General features: G+C 66.9%; 6 protein-coding genes and 1 pseudogene. All 7 read right to left on the minus strand.

The annotated features are described in order from the left end of the window. Positions 1–12: 12 nt before the first annotated feature. Positions 13–2,881, minus strand: a pseudogene (treY, locus tag OKW40_RS31700) (malto-oligosyltrehalose synthase). Further along, the gene (gene malQ, locus OKW40_RS31705) at positions 2,878–5,082 is read right to left on the minus strand and encodes a 4-alpha-glucanotransferase (RefSeq protein WP_429493248.1); all 2,205 of its coding nucleotides are present in this window, start codon (positions 5,080–5,082) and stop codon (positions 2,878–2,880) included. Before malQ ends, treY begins: the two are co-directional and overlap by 4 nt. After that, positions 5,079–6,983: a malto-oligosyltrehalose trehalohydrolase gene (gene treZ, locus OKW40_RS31710; protein ID WP_429493249.1), complete on the minus strand. Its 1,905-nt coding sequence runs from the start codon at positions 6,981–6,983 to the stop codon at positions 5,079–5,081. The genes malQ and treZ overlap by 4 nt, the downstream gene beginning before the upstream one ends. 139 nt (positions 6,984–7,122) lie before the next feature. Next, complete coding sequence (glgX, locus tag OKW40_RS31715; protein WP_429493250.1) at positions 7,123–9,336, minus strand: glycogen debranching protein GlgX; 2,214 nt, start codon at positions 9,334–9,336, stop codon at positions 7,123–7,125. Positions 9,337–9,451: 115 nt separating this feature from the next. Then, positions 9,452–11,662, minus strand: coding sequence for a 1,4-alpha-glucan branching protein GlgB (glgB, locus tag OKW40_RS31720; protein WP_429352655.1), 2,211 nt, complete (start codon positions 11,660–11,662; stop codon positions 9,452–9,454). Next, positions 11,655–15,122, minus strand: a complete 3,468-nt coding sequence (treS, locus tag OKW40_RS31725) for a maltose alpha-D-glucosyltransferase (protein ID WP_429493251.1) — start codon at positions 15,120–15,122, stop codon at positions 11,655–11,657. The genes glgB and treS overlap by 8 nt, the downstream gene beginning before the upstream one ends. Continuing rightward, positions 15,119–18,571 (minus strand): maltotransferase domain-containing protein, encoded by a 3,453-nt coding sequence (locus OKW40_RS31730; RefSeq protein ID WP_429493252.1) that lies wholly within the window; start codon positions 18,569–18,571, stop codon positions 15,119–15,121. Before OKW40_RS31730 ends, treS begins: the two co-directional genes overlap by 4 nt. Between the last annotated feature and the right edge of the window lie 173 nt (positions 18,572–18,744).

Genomic DNA, 18,744 nt, shown 5'->3' on the forward strand with positions numbered 1-18,744 from the left:
TTTTTAGCCGCCTCAGCTTCGAGGCACCCCATCCTCCACCAACACCGCGACCGGCATCGCGGCGAGCGCGTCGCGCAGATACAGCAGCCCGTGATCGTCGACTTTCGGCGCGGCGGGGCTCAGCCAATCGAACAGCGCACGCGCCGACAGATCGGGCGGCATTTCGATGGCCGTATCCGCCCATTGCGCCGGCTCGACGAGCGGCAGACCAGCATCATCGCCAAGCAGTCGCGCGGCCAACCGGCTGGCAATCACCACGGCCCACGCATTGCCATGCCGCCGCGCGAACGCGATCACACTCGACGCATGCGCGCCGCGCACCGTGAGCGGCAGATACGCGCCCTGACTCAGTAGCTCCGGCAGATGCGCGCGCAACGCCAGCACGCGCTGGATCACCGCGAGCTTTACGCGCCCGTCGCGCCAGTCCGCCAGAAATTCCGACGGCGGCGTTTGCGTCTGCGGCAGCCACGCCTCGCGTTTCGCGAAATCGACGGGCCGCCGATTGTCCGGATCGACGAGGCTGAAGTCCCACAGCTCGGTGCCTTGATAAAGATCAGGGATCCCAGGCGACGCCACGCGCAACACCGTCTGCTGCAGGCTGTTGAGCGCGCCCGCGCGACCAATGCGCTCGACGAACGCCGACAGCTCCTTCAGAAAGGCGTCGCGCCGCTGCGGCGCAAGGATGCCGAACAGGAATTCGCGGCAGCCGGCTTCGTAGGCTTCGTCGGGCGCAAGCCAGCTGGTTTGCAGCTTCGCCTCGCGCAGCGCCTTCAACTGCCATTGCGCGACGCGCTCGGCCAGCTCCTTGATGCCGGCTTCGTCGTCGGCGCGCAGCGGCGGCGGCCAGCAGCCCACCAGCGTTTGATACAGCATCGCCTCGGCGGCGGGGCCGGGAGCCCATGCGTCGCTCTTGTCCTGGCTCACGCTGTTGATCGGCGTGCCGTCGAGCGCTCGACGCTGCGGCGCGTTCAACGTCGACCATGCACGCAACGTCGCGCCCCATTCGTCGGCGATCTCGCTGAGCACCGCGAGCCGCGCGCGCACATCTTCACCGCGCTTGTGATCGTGCGTGGCGGTCGCAAGCATCGCATGAGGAAAACGTTGCGCGCGCTCGAGATTGCCCGCATGAAACTGCTCCACCGACAGCGCGAACTCGCCCGGGTCCGAGCCGACTTCGTTGCGCGACAGCAGACGGCCGTAGCGATAGCACGCGGTGTCCTCGATCGCCTTGGCGGCGAGCGGCGCGGTCAGCTGCGAAAACAGCGTTTGCGCGCTGCGCCGGGACGAGCCCGCATGCGGCGACGCTCCGCCGCCTTGCGCCTGCTGCTGCGACTGCGCGCCGGGCCGCGCGGGCGGGGCCTCTTCGGCGCTGCCGCCGAGCCACGCATTCACGCGCTCGAGCGCCGCATGGTCCGAGCGCGGCAGCGAAGCGCGCGCGCCCGCGAGCGCCTCCTCGAAATAGACGTTGTCGGCGGCGCTGCGCAGTCCGCCCAGCGGATACATGCGGTACACGGGGAAATGCACGACCAGTTCGGTCAGCACGCGGCGCAGCGCCGGGTACGTGAAGTCGCGCGTGCTCAGCGAATCGCGTGCGATCCGATGCAGCGCGCGCGCCGCGCGGTCCAGTTCCGCCGAGAAGTTTTCCGCGAGAATCTTGCGCCGCGCCGCGTGGCGCTTCATCGGCGAAGCGCGCGCTGCGGCCGGTGAGCTCGGCCCACGTACCGGCGAGCGGGTCCGCGCCGGCCGGATCGTGCAGCAGCGCGCCGACGTCGTTCATGAAGTCGTAGCCGGTCGTGCCGTCGACGGGCCAGTCGTCGCGCAACGGCTCGCCACGGCCGAGAATCTTCTCCACCACCACATACGGCGCGGTGTCGCGCAACTCGCTGAGCCGTTGGCGCAAACGCTGGCAGTATTCGCGCGGCTCGGCGAGCCCGTCGATGTGATCGATCCGCAAGCCGTCGACGAGCCCTTCGCGATAGAGGCGAAAGATCAGCGCGTGCACCGCCTCGAACACCTCGGGTCGCTCGACGCGCACGCCGGCGAGCGTCGAGATGTCGAAGAAGCGCCGCCAGTTCACTTCGTCGGAGGCGGTGCGCCACCACGCGAGCCGGAAATGCTGCCGCTCGATCAGCCGATGCAGCCGGTCGCGCGTGACCGGATCCTCAGGCGCGTAAGTCTCCAGCACGAACTCGATCGCCGACTCGCCTTCGCGCGCGACGAACTCGCGCAGCGCGTCACGCGCCTCGGCGGCGCGCGGCTGATCGGCGGGCTGCGTGGTGAGCCCCTGAAAGCGATTCGCGAGCGCGCTCAGATCGGCGCGGTCGGCGCCTTGCAGGATCGCCGCGTAATCGACCGGGCAGATCGGGAACACGTGCGGACCGTAGCCGATATGAAAGCGTCCGCTGTCGGCCTCGAAATGCAGCCCGATGCGGCCCGCCGCCAGTTCTTCGCCGTACGACGCGCCGAGCGTCGGCAGCAGCACCTTGCCGCGCAGCGCGGGATCGGGCGAATGCCAGTCGACGTCGAAATGACGCGCATACGCGCTGTGGCGGCCCCATTCGAGGATGTCGAGCCACCACGCGTTGCTCGACCCGCCGACGCCCATATGATTCGGCACCATGTCGACGATGAGCCCCATGTCGTGCGCGCGCAGCTTGTCGACGAGGTGCTTCAGGCCCGACTCGCCGCCGTATTCGGCACTGACCTCGGTGTAGTCGACGGTGTCGTAGCCGTGCATCGAGCCGGGCTCGGCCGTCGTGATCGGCGACGCGTACAGGTGGCTGATGCCGAGCGCGGCGAAGTAGTCGATGTGCCGCGCGGCGTCGTCGAACGTGAAGCCTCGATGGAACTGGAGGCGCAGTGTGGAGCGTGGAACGGTCATGGCGTGTCAGGCTCCGCGGAAGTGTTGGATGAACGCGCGGCGGCGCGGCGCGCGCCGTCGACGGCCAGCAGGCGGTCGGTGAACACGGGGTCGTCGAACATCGCGTCGACGGGCAGCGTCATGCGGCGGCGCCAGTTCGGATGTTCGTCGATCGAGCCCGGCAGGTTCGGCTGCTCGTCGAGCGCGAGCAGGTCTTCGAGCGGAAACGTGACGAGCGGCCCGGGTGTCGCGGCGACGAATGCGAGCGCTTCGTCGACCGGCGCGTTGTCGGCGTCCGGCGGCGCGACCTCGGGCGCGGCCACGCCCGCTTGCTGGAACGCGCGCCACAAGTCGGCGCGCTGCTGCGCGCGCTCTTCGAGCGCCGCTTCCTCGGGATCGCGCCCGTCGGCGCGCGCCATCGTCTGGCCGATGCGGTTGCGCCACATGATGTCGCTGCCGCGCCACCAGCCGGCGACGGTCGGCAGATCGTGCGTGGTCGTCGTGCCGACCGCGTAGCGGTCCCAATCGGCCGGCGCCTTGAAGCCGTTGCCGTCGGCGGCGCCTTCGAACCACAGCACGCGAATCCCCTCGATGCCGTGCTCGTCGAGCCGCTCCCGAAACCCGGACGGCACGGTGCCGAGGTCCTCGCCGATCACGATCGAGCGATGCCGCCACGATTCGAGCGCGATCAGCCGCAGCAGGTCTTCGAACGGATAGCGCAGATATGCGCCATTGCGCGCGCTTTCGCCTTCGGGCACGAGCCACAGACGCCGCAAGCCGAGGATGTGATCGATGCGGATGCCGCCGGCATGCGCGAACGCCGCGCGCAGCATGTCGATGAACGCGGCGAAGCCTTGTGTGCGCATCGCGCGCGGCGAAAAGGTCGTGAGTCCCCACGACTGGCCGGCCTGATTGAAGAGATCGGGCGGCGCGCCGACCGACACGCCCTGCAGCATGTCGTCGGGATAGGACCACGCATGACTGCCGGCGCTGTCGCAACCCACCGCGAGATCGGCGATCAGGCCGACCGCCATGCCGGCTTCGCGCGCGGTGTGCTGAGCGTGCAACAGCCCGCGCGATGCCAGCCACTGCAGGAACAGATGAAAGTCGACCTCGTCGCGATGCGCGGCGGCGAACGCCTCGACTTCGGGGCTGCGTGGGTCGCGCAACGCCTCGGGCCAGTTGCGCCAATGGCCGTCGCCGCCTTGCGCGAGCTGCGCGGCCTGCAGCGCTTCGAAGCGCGCATGATCTTCGAGCGCGCGCCCCGCGCGTTCGCAGAAGCCGTGAAATTCGAGCGCGCGCGGCGAGTGCTGCGGGCGCTCGTTGGCGCTGAACTGCTCGTACAGCGCGCGCAAAACCGTGAGCTTCAGCGGGGTCGCGTGCGGCCAATCGATCAGAGGCAGCTCTTCATATTTGGACCACGCGTTGCCGGCCTGCGCCGATGCGGACGCGGACGCATCCGCGCCGAACACCGCGGCCGGATCGATATGCGTGACGTTGAGCCATAAACGCGACGACGGCGCGTACGGGCTGAAGCGCTCGGGCTGCGCGCTGAACATCGCGTGGGTCGGACTGACGGCGAGCGCGTGCGCGCCGCGCTGCGCGCCGTGCCGCGCAAGCTGCGCGAGCGCCGTGTAGTCGCCGATGCCGCCGTCGCCGGTGCGGCGCAAGCCATACAGTTGCGCGGCGATGCCCCACAGTGGCGGCGCGGGCGGCGCGGCTTCGCGTTCGCCTTCTCCGTCGCCGCCGTGCAGCGTGCGCCACGCGTCGGCGACGGTGTAGCAGCGCGGCGGCGCGACCGCGAGCGTCATGCGCTGGTCGTTGATTACGAGCGTGTGATAGCCGGTTTCGTCGATCGGCGCGAGCAGCGCTTCCTCGCCTTTCGGCGCGGTGAAGCGGCCGTCGATGATCGAGCCGCTCTCCAGCTCGATCCGGTAATGGCTGCCCGACCTGACCGCGGCCGCGGGCAGCGCGATGCCACGACCGATCACCGCGGTCATCAGCGGCGGCAGCCGGCGGCCCGATAGTTCGGCCTCCAGAGCAGCGGCGCTGTGGCGGATATCCGTGGCGTTGCCGCACGGCAGACCCATGCGTTCGAGCAGCGTGCCAAGAGTCTTCTCCGGCACGTGCTGCGTATGATGGTGCGCGTCCTGCCACTCCACCTCGAAGCCTGCGCGGGTGGCGAGCGCGGCAAGCCTGTCGTTGGGGCGTCGGGTCGTCACGCGCGCTGCTCCTCGTGCGATGCGATGCGCGCATCGTGGCGGCTCGCGAATTCGTTGATGTCGCCGGTCAGCCACGCAATGCACGCATGCGCGGGCAACACCCGCGCGTCGGCCTGTTCGCGCGCGCGCGGCGGTGTTTCGAAAATGATCTTGCCGTCGGGGATGGCGTCGAACGCGACGTTCTGCTGCGACAGATTCACCGCGATCGACAGCGTCTCGCCATCGCCGAGATTCCAGCGCGCGATCAGCGCGTTCGCGTCGCCGCCACCGGTATCGCGCAGCACGGTCGCGCCGCACGCCTTCGTATGTTTCAGGCGCGGCGTGATCAGCTTCGCGCGCACCGCGAGCGCGGACTTGTAGTAATGCATCCAGTCGAGCCGATCCGGCGTCGGCTGTACATCGGGCGCGGGTGGCGACGAGGCGGCGAAGGTCTGGGCATCGTTCGGATCGGGAATCTGCGCGCGGCGTTTCTCATCGCTGAACGCGGCAAAGCGCGCGAATTCACGGCGTCGCCCTTCGCGCACGGCGTCGGCGAGATCGCCGGTGTAATCGGTGAAAAACAGGAACGGTTGCGTCGAACCATGCTCCTCGTCCATGAACAGCAGCGGAATTTGCGGCGACAGCAACAGCAACGCGGTCGCGGCGCGCAGCGCGTCATCCGAGGTCAGCTTGCGCAGACGTTCGCCGAATGCACGGTTGCCGATCTGATCGTGGTTCTGCAAAAACATCACGAACGACGTCGGCGGCAGATGCGCGCTCGCTTCGCCACGCGGCGCACCATCGTGCAGCGGCGATGGCTCGCCCTGATACGCGAAGCCTTCGGCCAGCACTCGCGCGAGCCGGCGAATCGGTTCGTTGGCATACGCGTGGTAATAGCCTTCGGTTTCGCCGGTCAGCAGCACGTGCAGCGTGTTGTGCGCGTCGTCGTTCCATTGCGCGTCGAAATGCGCGCCGAGCAGGCTCGCGCTGTTGTGCTCGTTTTCGACCACCAGATGCACGTGACGGCCCTGCTGCACGCGCGCGCGGATATGGTCCGACAGCTCGCGCAGCCACCCGGGATTGTCGATCGCATGCACCGCATCGAAGCGCAGTCCGTCGAAGCGGTACTCGTTGATCCAGTAGACGGCGTTGTCGGTGAAGAAGTCGCTGACTTCGCTGCGCTCGAAGTCGATCGCGGGGCCCCACGGCGTGTTCACGCCTGCGCGGAAAAACGGCTCCGCGTAACTATGCAGATAGTTGCCGTCCGGTCCGAAGTGGTTGTAGACGACGTCGAGAAACACCATCAGGCCCACACCATGCGCGGCGTCGATCAGCGCCTTCAGTTCTTCGGGGCGGCCGTATGCGGAGTCGGGCGCGTACGGCAACACGCCGTCGTAACCCCAGTTGCGACGACCGGGAAAGTCGTTCAACGGCATCAGTTCGATGGCGGTGACGCCGAGCGCGGCGAGCTCGGGCAGGCGCTTTTGCACGCCCGCATACCCGCCCATCGCACCGACGTGCAATTCGTACAGCACCGTTTCTTCCCAGGGCCGGCCGTGCCATTCGGTGTGTTCCCAATGGTAGGCGCGCGGATCGATGACCTCGCTCGGGCCGTGCACGTCCCGCGGCTGGAACCGCGAGGCCGGATCGGGCACCGCCTGCCCGTCGTCGAGCTGGAACCGATACAGCGTGCCCGCGCCGCTCTCCACGGTGGTCTCGAACCAGCCGTTGCCGGTCGGAGCCATGTCGTGCGTGCCTTGCGCGGGGCCGTTTTCGACGACCACCTGCACGCTGTCGCACGACGGTGCCCAAAAACGGAACCGCGTGCGCGGTCGCGTGCCGCTCGCGCCGATCAACTGCGCGCTGAACGGCAGGCAGTGCGCGTAATGATGCGTGTGAGGATCAATCGGACTTTCAGACATGTCTTCACCATTCGAATCTGCTAACGAGCCTGGACGGCAATGCGACGCAACGCAAGCAGGCATTGCGTCGCAACATTCTTGCCACCCCGGCTGCGGCGCGATCTGTCCACGCTCGAACCAGGTCGCCGCAGTGCATCGTTCATTGCGAACCAACATCGTTTGCGGTCTGCGCGCCCGGATCGGGCGGCAGCGCGGTCAACAGCCGCGGCCCGTGCTGCGCGCCAGCCACCCAGCCGGCTTGCCAATCCGCTTCACCGGTCGGTTGCGCGGCGAGTATCACGAGGCCGTGCGCGGCGACCTCGAGTTCGGCCGTCGCGAGCCGCTGCGGCGCGCGTTCCGGATCGGCCGTGTCTAACAGCACATGCCATTCCAGGTGCGGCGCGGGAGGCGCGAACTGCAGCGGTTCCTCGTGAGCGTTGAGCATCAGTAACAATACTTCGGTTTCGCCATTCAGGCCCGGACCCGCGCGACGCAACGTGAACGCGCGTCCCTCCGGGTCCTGCCACGCTTCGATCGTCAGCGGATCGCCGTGTTCGTCGAACCAGCCGACGTCGAACAGGCCGGGCAGCACTTCGCGGTCGCCGAACAGAAAGCGCGTTTCACGCAGCAGCGGATGGCGCTTGCGCAATCCGATCACGCGCGCGACGAACTCGGTCATGCGCTGACCTTCCGGCGAATCCGCGAGGTCCCAGTCGATCCAGGATAGGTCGTTATCCTGACAGTACGCATTGTTGTTGCCGCGCTGCGTGCGCAGCGCTTCGTCGCCGGCCAGCAGCATCGGCGTGCCGAGCGTGATCATCAGTGTCGCGATCAGCGAGCGCGACACGCGACGGCGGGTCGCGAAGATCGCGGGGTCGTCGGTCGCGCCTTCGAGACCCCAATTGCGGCTGCAATTCTCGTTGTGGCCGTCGTTGTTGTCTTCCAGGTTGGCTTCGTTGTGCTTCTGCTCGTACGCGGTGACATCGGCCAAGGTGAAGCCGTCATGCGACGTGACGAAGTTGATCGACGCCCACGGTTTGCGATGCCGCCGGTTGAACAGATCGGCCGAACCGGTCAGGCGCGCGGCGAGGTCGGGCCGCAGGCCGGCATCGCCACGCCAGAAACGTCGCACCGTGTCACGGAAACGGTCGTTCCATTCGCTGAATCCCGGCGGATGATTGCCGAGCTGATAGCCGCCAGGGCCGAGATCCCATGGCTCGGAAATCAGCTTGCGTTGCGATAGCACCGGGTCCTGGCGCAACGCGTCGAACAGGCCCGAGCCCGGATCGAAGCCGTGGCTTTCGCGCCCGAGCGTCACGCCGAGATCGAAACGAAAGCCGTCGATATTGAACGCGGTCGACCAGTAGCGCAGTGAATCCATCACCATCTGCAGCACGCGCGGATGCGGCAGATTGACCGTGTTGCCGCAGCCCGTGTCGTTGATATGGTGACGCTCGTCGCCGGGAATCAGCCGGTAATAGCTGGCATTGTCGAGGCCGCGCCATGAAATGGTCGGGCCCATCTCATTGCTTTCGCAAGTGTGGTTGTAGACCACGTCGAGAATCACCTCGATGCCGGCCGCGTGCAGCTGGCGCACGGCGATGCGCATTTCGTCGAGCCGGTGCGTGCTCAGATAGGTCGGCTCCGGCGCGAAGAACGCCGCCGTGTTGTAGCCCCAGTAATTGCGCAGGCCGCGCTCCACGAGGAAGCGGTCGTTCAGAAACGCGTGCACGGGCAGCAGCTCGACCGCGGTCACGCCGAGCTTCAGCAAATGCTCGATGAACTCCGGCGACGCGAGCGCCGCGAACGTGCCGCGTTCATGCTGGCGCAGATCGGAGCGCAGCATCGACGCGCCGCGCAAGTGCGTTTCGTAGATCACGGTTTCGCCCCACGGCACGTCGGGCCGCCTGTCGTGCGACGAGTCGAACGCCTCGTCGATCACGACGCACTTGGGCATCGCGGGCGCGGAATCGCGCCGGTCGATCGAAAGGTCCGCGCGATTCGAATGCACGCGATAGCCGAACAGCGCGTCGGACCAGCGAAACTGCCCGACGAGCTTGCGCGCATACGGGTCGAGCAGCAGCTTGTGCGGATTGAAACGATGCCCGAAATGCGGCTGATACGGCCCATGCGCGCGAAAGCCGTACGCGGTGCCCGGATGCGCGTTCGGCAGATAGCCGTGCCAGATCTCGTCGGTGCATTCGGGCATGGTGAAGCGGCGAATCTCCTTGCGGCCGGTTGAGTCGAACAGGCATAGCTCGATTTTCTGCGCATTGGCCGAGAACACCGCGAAGTTGACACCCAGCCCATCCCAGTTCGCGCCGAGCGGATACGGCGAGCCGGGCAGCAACCGCTCGGGCAACGCATGCGACATGATTTCCCTTTCCTGTTCTGATTGTCGAGCTGGAGCTCGGGTCTGCCTGGGTCTTCATGCAACGGGCGCGCGGCGGCTGCCTGTGCGCCGCGCGCCCGCGTTACGGCACGTTTTCTCAGTCCGCGCGCAATACGATCGTCGCGAGCGGGGGCAAGATCAGCGCGGCGGAATGTGGCCTGCCGTGGCTCGATACATGGTCGGAATGAATCAGCCCGCCGTTGCCCATGTTCGAGCCGCCATACACGCCTGCATCGGTATTCAGCACTTCCACCCAGCGTCCGCCGCGCGGCATGCCGAGCCGATAGCCGAGCCGCGGCACCGGCGTCATGTTGCACACCACGACGAACTCCTGGCCCGCGCCGTCGGTGCGCCGATAGGCGAACACGCTGTTGCCGCTGTCGTCGCCGATCAACCATTCGAAGCCGCCCGGTTCGCTGTCGAGCAGATGCAGCGCGGGCTCGTTGCGATACAGATGGTTCAGGTCGCGCACCAGTAATTGCACGCCGTGGTGGTTCGAATCGTCGAGAAGATGCCAATGCGGCGAGCCGTCATGGTCGAACTCCGCCATCTGGCCGAATTCGCCGCCCATGAACAGCAGCTTCTTGCCTGGGTGCGTCCACATGAAACCGAAGTACGCGCGCAGATTAGCGAAACGCTGCCAGCGGTCGCCGGGCATCTTGCCGAGCAGCGAGCCCTTGCCGTGCACCACCTCGTCGTGCGAAAGCGGCAGCACGAAGTGCTCGGAATATGCGTACACCATGCCGAACGTCATGTTGTGGTGGTGATACTGGCGATACATCGGGTCTTCGTGCATGTAGTGCAGGGTGTCGTGCATCCAGCCCATGTTCCACTTGAAGTCGAAGCCGAGGCCGCCGTCCGCGAGGCGCGCGGTCACGCCCGGCCATGCGGTCGATTCTTCGGCGACCGTGATCGCGCCGGGCGCGCCCGGCACATAGCGGACCTCGTGATTCAACCGCTTCAGGAACGCGATCGATTCGAGATTCTCGCGGCCGCCATAGATGTTCGGCACCCACTCGCCGGCCGCACGGGAGTAGTCGCGATACAGCATCGACGCGACCGCATCGACGCGCAGGCCGTCGACGTGATAGCGCTTCAACCACGCGAGCCCCGACGCGATCAGGAACGCGCTGACCTCGTTGCGGCCGAGGTTGTAGATCATCGTGTTCCAGTCCTGGTGATAGCCTTCGCGCGGATCGGCATGCTCGTAGAGCGGCGTGCCGTCGAAATCGATCAGGCCATGCGCGTCGTTCGGGAAATGCGCGGGCACCCAGTCGAGAATCACGCCGAGGCCTGCTTCGTGCGCGCGATCGACGAAACGCGCGAACTGCTCGGGCTTGCCGAAGCGCGCGGACGGCGCGAACTGCCCGAGCGGCTGATAGCCCCACGAACCGCCGAACGGATGCTCGGCGATCGGCAGAAATTCGATGTGCGTGAAGCCCATGCTCTTCGCATAGGGGATCAGCCGCTCGGCGAGCTCTTCCCAGACGAGACCACGCTGGCCTTCCTCGGCGACGCGCAGCCACGACTCCGCGTGCACTTCGTAGATCGTGATCGGCGTGCGCGCGGTCTGCTTGTCGGCGCGCGACTGGATCCACTCGTGATCGCTCCACGGAAACTGCTCGATCTCGTCGACGTGTGCGACGATCGATGCGGTGCCCGGCGGCTTTTCCGTCTGCATCGCGCACGGGTCGGCCTTCAGCGGCAGCGGATGGCCGTCGCGCGACAGCAGCTCGTACTTGTAGCGCGTGCCGGCGCCGACGCGCGGCACGAACAGCTCCCACACGCCCGCCTGGTGACGCAGCCGCATCGGATGGCGGCGGCCGTCCCACGCATTGAAGTCGCCGACCACCGACACGCGCCGCGCATTCGGCGCCCACACCGCAAAGCGCACGCCCGGCACACCGTCGACGTCGACCGGTCGCGCGCCCAGACATTCGAGCACCGCGTACGGATCGCCGCGCGCGAGACGTTCGAGCGGCTCGTCGCCGAGCACCGGAGCAAACGAATAGGTATCCTCCACTTCCTGCACCACACCATGCCAGTCGATGCGCAAGCGATACGGCATCGCCGACGTGATGCGGCCCGCGAACAGGCCAGGGCGCAGTTGTTCGAGTTCGCCGAGCGTCGCGCCATCAGCGCGCGAAATCACGGTGACGTGCGCGGCGTTCGGCAGCAGCGCGCGCACGATCGGCCCCGCGTCCGTCTGATGCAGCCCGAGCTGCGAAAACGGATCGGGGTGACGCGCTTCGACGAGCGCGTCGATATCGACGGGTTGAAGGCCTGCGGCCGGATCATGCTCACTCATAGTCGCCCTCGGCCGGGTTAGGCGGCGTGGCCGCGCCAGGCGCCTGGGTTGACGGATCGTGGTGCGGCGGCCTGCCGGTGTCGCCGAGCAGCCGGCTCACGAGCGCCGCGAGGCCGCGCACCGGCAAGCCGAGCCACGCCGGTCGGTTGGCCGCTTCGTAGCGGATTTCGTAGGCGGCCTTCTCGATCAGGAACAGATCGAGCAGCGCTTCCTCGGATTCGGGCGCGACGAGCGGTGTCGGCGACTGCGCGGCGGCCGCGCGATATTCCGCGAGGAACGCGCTGGTCGCGTGCGCGCGGAAGCGTTCGAACAGCGCGCGCTTGCGATCGGCGGTCTGTTGCGGCGCGCCTTCGGTGGTCGATTGCGCGGCTGCGCTCGCATACGAGAACGAGCGCATCAGACCGGCCACGTCACGCAACGGGCTCGATTTCTGGCGACGCTCGTCGAGCGAACGCGCGGGCTCGCCCTCGAAGTCGATCAGGTACGCGTCGCCGTGCGCGACCAGTACCTGGCCGAGATGGAAGTCGCCATGGATGCGGATGCGCAACGCGCCCGCGTCGCCCGGCACCAGCTTGTCGACGGCCTCGACGAGCGCGGCGCGGCGATCGATCAGACTTTGCGCAAGCCCCTTCGTGTCCGCGTCGCTCATGTCCGCGATGCGCGGCGCGAGCAGATCGAGCGCGGCCGCGAGCATCGTCTTCGCCGCCTCGACCCATGCCTTCACCTGTTTGGCGTTGGCCGGTTCCGGCGCGAACGCGGGGTCGTCGCTCGGCGTGGCGAGCGCGACGTGCAACTCGCCGAGCCGGCGGCCGATGATGCCCGCGAGTTCGCCGTAACCGTCCAGCAGAATCGACTCGTTCGTGCGATCGGGTACGGTCTGCGTTTCGGTGTCGATCGCGATCGCGAGTTCGTCGACCGAGCGGCGCAGATAGTCGAGCGACCAGTTCCACGCATCGCCCTGATTGTCGATAAAGCCCTGCAGGATCGCGAGCGTATGCGGCACGCCCTCGGGATCGACGCGCACCACTTCGCCATACAGCGGCGCGGTGTTCGCATAGCCGAGCTGCGTCAGATAGCGGCTGATTTCCGCTTCCGGATGGATGCCGCTGACGAGCCGCCGCACCAGCTTCAGCACCGCGGCATCGGCGACGATCAGCGAGCTGTTGCTTTGTTCGGCCGCGAGCCAGCGAATCTCGGGCCGCTCGCCGAGAGCGTCGAGTTCGGCGAAGCGCTCGGTCGGCAGGAACTTGATCTCGCTCTTCTGCACGGTCGGCACGACCGCGCGCTCGCGCAGCTTGCGCAGCACGTTGTGCGCGAAGATCGGCAGCGAGAACGCGTCGGTCAGATGGCCGACGGTGCGGCCGCGCCGCACGCGCGCAAGCGCCAATTGCAGGAACAGCGGCGTGGTGGTTTCGCCGCCCCATGTGAGCGCGATCGGTACCACGTAGCGTTCGGTGTGGTTGCCGACGTCCACTTCGATTTCGGTGAACGCGAAGCCGCCGTTCGGGATCGTGGTCAGCGCGGCGAGCCGCACCGCGTGCATCTTCTGATCTTTCGACGCGAACCAGCGGCGCCGGCTCAGCCACGACGGCAGCACCTCGGATTCCAGCAGCCGCACGTTTTCGGGAGTCGGCCCGGATTGCCCTTCGCGGATCACGATCGTGACGAACTCGGGCAGCGGCACGGAATGCGCCTGCGCCCATGTCGGCCGCCCGCCGCCTTCGCACAGCATGAACCACAGGAAGCCGTAGGGCGGGAACGTCAGCAGATAGGTCAGCTGACCGATCGCGGGGAACACCGAATCGGCGGTCATCTCGATCGGCACGAAGCCGTTGAATTCTGACAGTTCGAGCTCGACCGCCTGCGGCGCGCGCGACAGATTCGCGACGCACAGGATCGGCGCCGCGCCGGGCATCTCGCGCAGATACGCGAGAATCTTGCGGTTTTCAGGCTTCAAAAAGCGGATCGTGCCGCGTCCGAAGGTCTGCTTCGCGCGCCGCGTCGCAAGCATGCGGCGGGTCCAGTTCAGCAGCGAATGCGGGTCGCGGCTCTGCGCTTCGACGTTGACCGCGTCGAAGCCGTACAGCGTACCCATCACGGGCGGCAGCACCAGTTGCTCAGGGTCGGCGCGCGAGAAGCCGCCGTTGCGATCCGACGACCACTGCATCGGCGTGCGCACGCCGTCGCGGTCGCCGAGGTGGATGTTGTCGCCCATGCCGAGTTCGTCGCCGTAGTAGATGACCGGCGTGCCGGGCATCGACAGCAGCAGCGAGTTGATCAGCTCGATGCGGCGGCGGTCGCGCTCCATCAGCGGCGCGAGACGGCGGCGAATGCCGAGATTCAAACGTGCGCGGCGATCGCTCGCATAGGTGTTCCACAAATAGTCACGCTCGGAATCGGTGACCATTTCGAGCGTCAGCTCGTCGTGATTGCGCAGGAAGATCGCCCACTGGTTCGATTCGGGGAGTTCCGGTGTCTGCTTCATGATGTCGGTGATCGGGAAGCGGTCTTCGCTCGCGATCGACATGTAGATGCGCGGCATCAGCGGGAAGTGGAATGCCATATGGCATTCGTCTTCGTTGCCGAAATACTCCTTCACGTCCTCGGGCCACTGGTTCGCCTCGGCGAGCAGCATCCGGTTCGGGTACTCGGCGTCGATGGTCGCGCGAATCCGCTTCAGGACCTCGTGCGTCTCAGGCAGGTTCTCGTTGTTGGTGCCTTCACGTTCGACGAGGTATGGCACCGCATCGAGCCGCAGCCCGTCGATGCCCATGTCGAGCCAGAAACGCATCACCTGCAGCACCTCTTTCAACACCGCCGGATTGTCGAAGTTCAGATCGGGCTGGTGCGAGTAGAAGCGGTGCCAGTAGTACGCGCCCGCAACCGGATCGTGCGTCCAGTTCGACGGCTCCGAGTCGATGAAGATGATGCGAGTCTCCGGGTACTTCTGATCGGTATCGGACCACACGTAGTAGTTGCGATAGTTCGAGCCGGGCTTCGCGCGCCGCGCGCGCTGGAACCACGGGTGCTGATCCGACGTGTGGTTGATGACGAGCTCGGTGATCACGCGGATGCCGCGCGCGTGCGCTTCCTGGATGAAGCGCCGCACGTCCGCGAGCTGACCGTAGTCGGGATGCACGTTGCGGTAGTCGGCGATGTCGTAGCCGTCGTCGCGGCGTGGCGACGGATAGAACGGCAGCAGCCAGATCGCGTTGACGCCGAGCTCGGCGATGTAGTCGAGCTTGGCCATCAGACCGGGGAAATCGCCGACGCCGTCGTTGTTCCCATCGAAGAACGACTTGATGTGCACCTGATAGATGATCGCGTCCTTGTACCACAGCGGATCGTCGCTGAGGGCCGCGGGTTTGCCGCGGCGGCGCGTGCGTACCTTCGCCGCGGTGCCGACGGCCACGGCCGTTTGCGCCTCGTGCGCGGTTTGGGCTGGATCGTCGCGCTTCATGTTCCACCTTCCATCCAGGTTGGGTTGACAGCGTCTGCGTGAGGAGCGCTGTCGGGATCGTGGTCGCTGTCCTCGGGGCGATCGGCGGGCAGGCCGCCTAGCGGCGCGATGCGCCAGATCGAGAACGGTTGGCCCGAGCCGAGCCGCACGTGTTGCCAGCGTCCGTGCCATTCGAAGCGTGCGCCGGTCATCTGGTCGATCACTTCGAGCGTGGCGTGATCGTGTAGATGCCAGCGCTGGAACGTGTCCCACGACAACTCGATGTCCGCGCCCTGTTCGTTGAACGGATCGAGATTGATCGCGACGACGATCACGTTGTCGCGCGATTCGGTCGCTTTCTCGAAGCACAGGATGTGGTCGTTGTGCGCGGCGAGGAACGTGAGACCGAGATGCGTTTGCAGCGCCGGATTCGCGCGACGGATGCGGTTCAGTGCGGTGATCTCGCCGACGATATTGCCGGGCCGGTGCCAGTCCCACGCCCGCAACTGATACTTTTCGGAGTCCAGATACTCTTCGCTGTTCGGCAGCGCGGTGGCCTCGCACAGTTCGAAGCCGCTATACGCGCCCCACAGGCCGGCCAGTGTCGCGGCCAGCGCCGCGCGGATCAGAAAGCCCGTGCGTCCCTGCGATTGCAGATGGCGCGGGTTGATGTCCGGCGTATTGACGAAGAAGTTCGGCCGATAGAAATCGCGCGCGCCGGTCTGCGTGAGTTCGCCCATGTATTCGGTGAAATCGCGCTTCGACTCGCGCCACGTGAAGTACGTGTACGACTGCGAGAAGCCGATCTTGCCGAGCCGGTTCATCATGCGCGGCCGCGTGAAGGCTTCGGCGAGAAAGATCGTGTCGGGGTGGCGCGCGCGCACGTCGGCGATCATCCATTCCCAGAACGGCAGCGGCTTGGTGTGCGGATTGTCGACGCGGAAGATGCGCACGCCTGCGTCGACCCAGAACAGGATCACGTCGCGCAATGCGAGCCACAGGCCGGGCTTGGCGTCGTGCGCATAGAAGTCCGGGTTGACGATGTCCTGATACTTCTTCGGCGGATTTTCGGCGTAGCGCAGCGTGCCGTCGGGGCGCCACGCGAACCACGTCGGATGCTCCTTCAGCCATGGGTGATCGGGCGAGCACTGGATCGCGAAGTCGAGCGCGATCTCGAGGCCATGCGCATGCGCGGCGGCGAGCATCGCCTTGAAATCGTCGAGCGTGCCGAGTTGCGGATGCACGGCGGTGTGACCGCCCTCGGCGGCGCCGATCGCATAGGGACTGCCCACATCGCCCGGCTGCGTGGTCAGCGTGTTGTTGCGGCCCTTGCGGTTCGCGAGGCCGATCGGGTGGATCGGCGGGAAGTACAGCACGTCGAAGCCCATGTCGCGGATGCGCGGCAGCTTCGCGCTCACGTCCGCGAACGTGCCGTGGCGCGACTCGTCGTCGCTCATCGAGCGCGGGAAGATCTCGTACCAGCTCGCGAAATAGGCGGCCGTGCGTTCCGCGTCGATCTTGTAGATCACGGGGTCGCGGCTCAGAAACGGGCGATGGCGCGCGGCGGTCATTGCCTTCGCTGTGGCGGGCGCGAGAATCACTGCGAGCTTCTGTTCGGCGTCGGCCTTCTGGAAGTCGCGCACGATGTGTTCGAGCGGCTCCTTGTCGGCGCCTTCGGTCGTCTCGACTTCGGCGAGCACGAGCGCGAACAGATGCGCGGCTTCGTCGAGTTCTATCTCGACGGTCTGGTTCGCCTTCAGCTTCTTCTGGATGTGCTCGACGAGCGACGCGAAGTCGTCGCGCCACGCGATCACGGTGAACTCGTAGCGGCCGATCCGCTCGAGCGGAATGCGCGCGCTCCACAAGTCGAGCCCGGCCGGCGGCGCGGGCGACATCAGTTCTTCGTGCCACGCGGTTTCGTCGGCCGCGCGCCACAGCACGGCAGCCGCGATCTTGTCGTGACCTTCGGCGAAGATCGCCGCGCGAATTTCCGCGCGCTCGCCGACGCTGCGTTTCGCCGCGAAGCGGCCGTTTTCCACGGACGGCGACACGCTCTCGATCGCGACGCGCGGCGCTTCGATCGCGTCGAGCACTGTCTTGCGGCCGCTGCGCTTGCTGTTCGCCTTGTCGATCGGCGGCGCGAGGCAGATCGGCTGCTCCGCGAACGCGCGCAGCAGCCGCACCGCACCGGGCGCGAGCGCGAACGGCACGAGTGCCGCGGGTTCGGTTCGGCCGCGCGCGTCGAGCGGCGCGAAGCGCGTAAAGCTGCCCGGCACGCCCGCGAGGAAGCGCGCGGGATCGACACGCACTGGCGCACCGAGCTCGGGATTCACGACGATCAGAACGGCTTCGCCGGCGTCGCGCAGATCGGCTGCGTCGCCGCGTAGCAGAACCGCGGCCGATGCGCCGGGGCCGCTCAATGGGCGCAATTCACCGTTCGCGTGCAGTGTCGGCGTGTTGCGCGCGAAGTCGTTGGCCTGGGTGACGGCGGCGCTCAGATCGAAGCGGCGCGACTGCGCGGCGCGGGCGAACTGCGCGGCGTCGCCGCGCGTTTGCGACATCGGTTCGGCGATGCCGTATTCGAAGCCCATCGGCATCATCCAGCCGCTGCCCAATGCAACCGACGTGAACAGCGCGCGTCGATACGCCCGCTCGACGATCGCCGCATCATGCACGTCGCTCAGCTCGGCGGCGAGGCGCGCACCGTACGGCGCTTCGGGAAAGGCGATCGGCGCACCAACGCGCGCGAGCGCCGCATGCTCCTCGGCCATCCAGCTCGAACGGAAATCCCACCAGCGCACCGACGAAAACGCGCTGTCGAAGCCGGCTGCTTCGAGACCGGGCAGATCGCCGCGCGACAGGCCCGGCGTCGCCGCGAGAAAGCGCCCGCGCGGATGCTTCGCGCGCACTTCATCGCCGAGTTGCCGCCATACGGCAACCGGCACGCGATGCGGCGAATCGAAACGGAAGCCGCCGACACCCGCCTCGGCGAGCGCGAGCAGTTGCTGGGTCCACCAGACGCTCAGCGAGGCACTCGTCGCGGGGTCGTCGAAATTCGCGTAGGCAACGTTGTCTTCGCGATGCACGTGGCGCGGATCGAGCCGTGCAAGCTCGGACTCACGCGCGTGAAACCAGTCCGAATGCTCGCTGTACAGCACGCCGTCGGCGGCCATGCGGTCGATCACGAGATCGACCAGCAGCGTCAGGTTGTTGCGGCGCGCGGCATCGGCGAGCATGCGCACGGCGTCGTGCACCGAATGCTGCGCCTCGAACACCGGATGCAGCCGAGCGTGATTGCCGACCACCTGGCCATGGCCGGCCTGGCCGGGCTCGAACAGCCCGCCGATCAACGCATGATCGAAGCCGAGCCCGGCCGCATGAGCGAACTGCGCGGGCCAGGCATCGAGGGGCCCGACGAGAAGAGAATGAAAAAAGTAAATCCGCGGCGCGTACCCGTTTGGAGATTCCATCGGTCGTTTCCAGAGTTGTCCTGCTGCGGTGTGGATGCACTTGGCATGCGATCACAGCGCTCATTGGGCTTCCCGAGCCGGATACCGCGCGATGCGTCAGCGGGGGCACGTACTGGTCAATGTAATGCAAAGATCGTCGCGCCGCTGGCCAGTCGCGGGTGCTTTGACGCCAG

The sequence above is a fragment of the Paraburkholderia sp. RAU6.4a genome (assembly GCF_050435625.1).
GTDB classification, from domain to species: domain Bacteria; phylum Pseudomonadota; class Gammaproteobacteria; order Burkholderiales; family Burkholderiaceae; genus Paraburkholderia; species Paraburkholderia tuberum.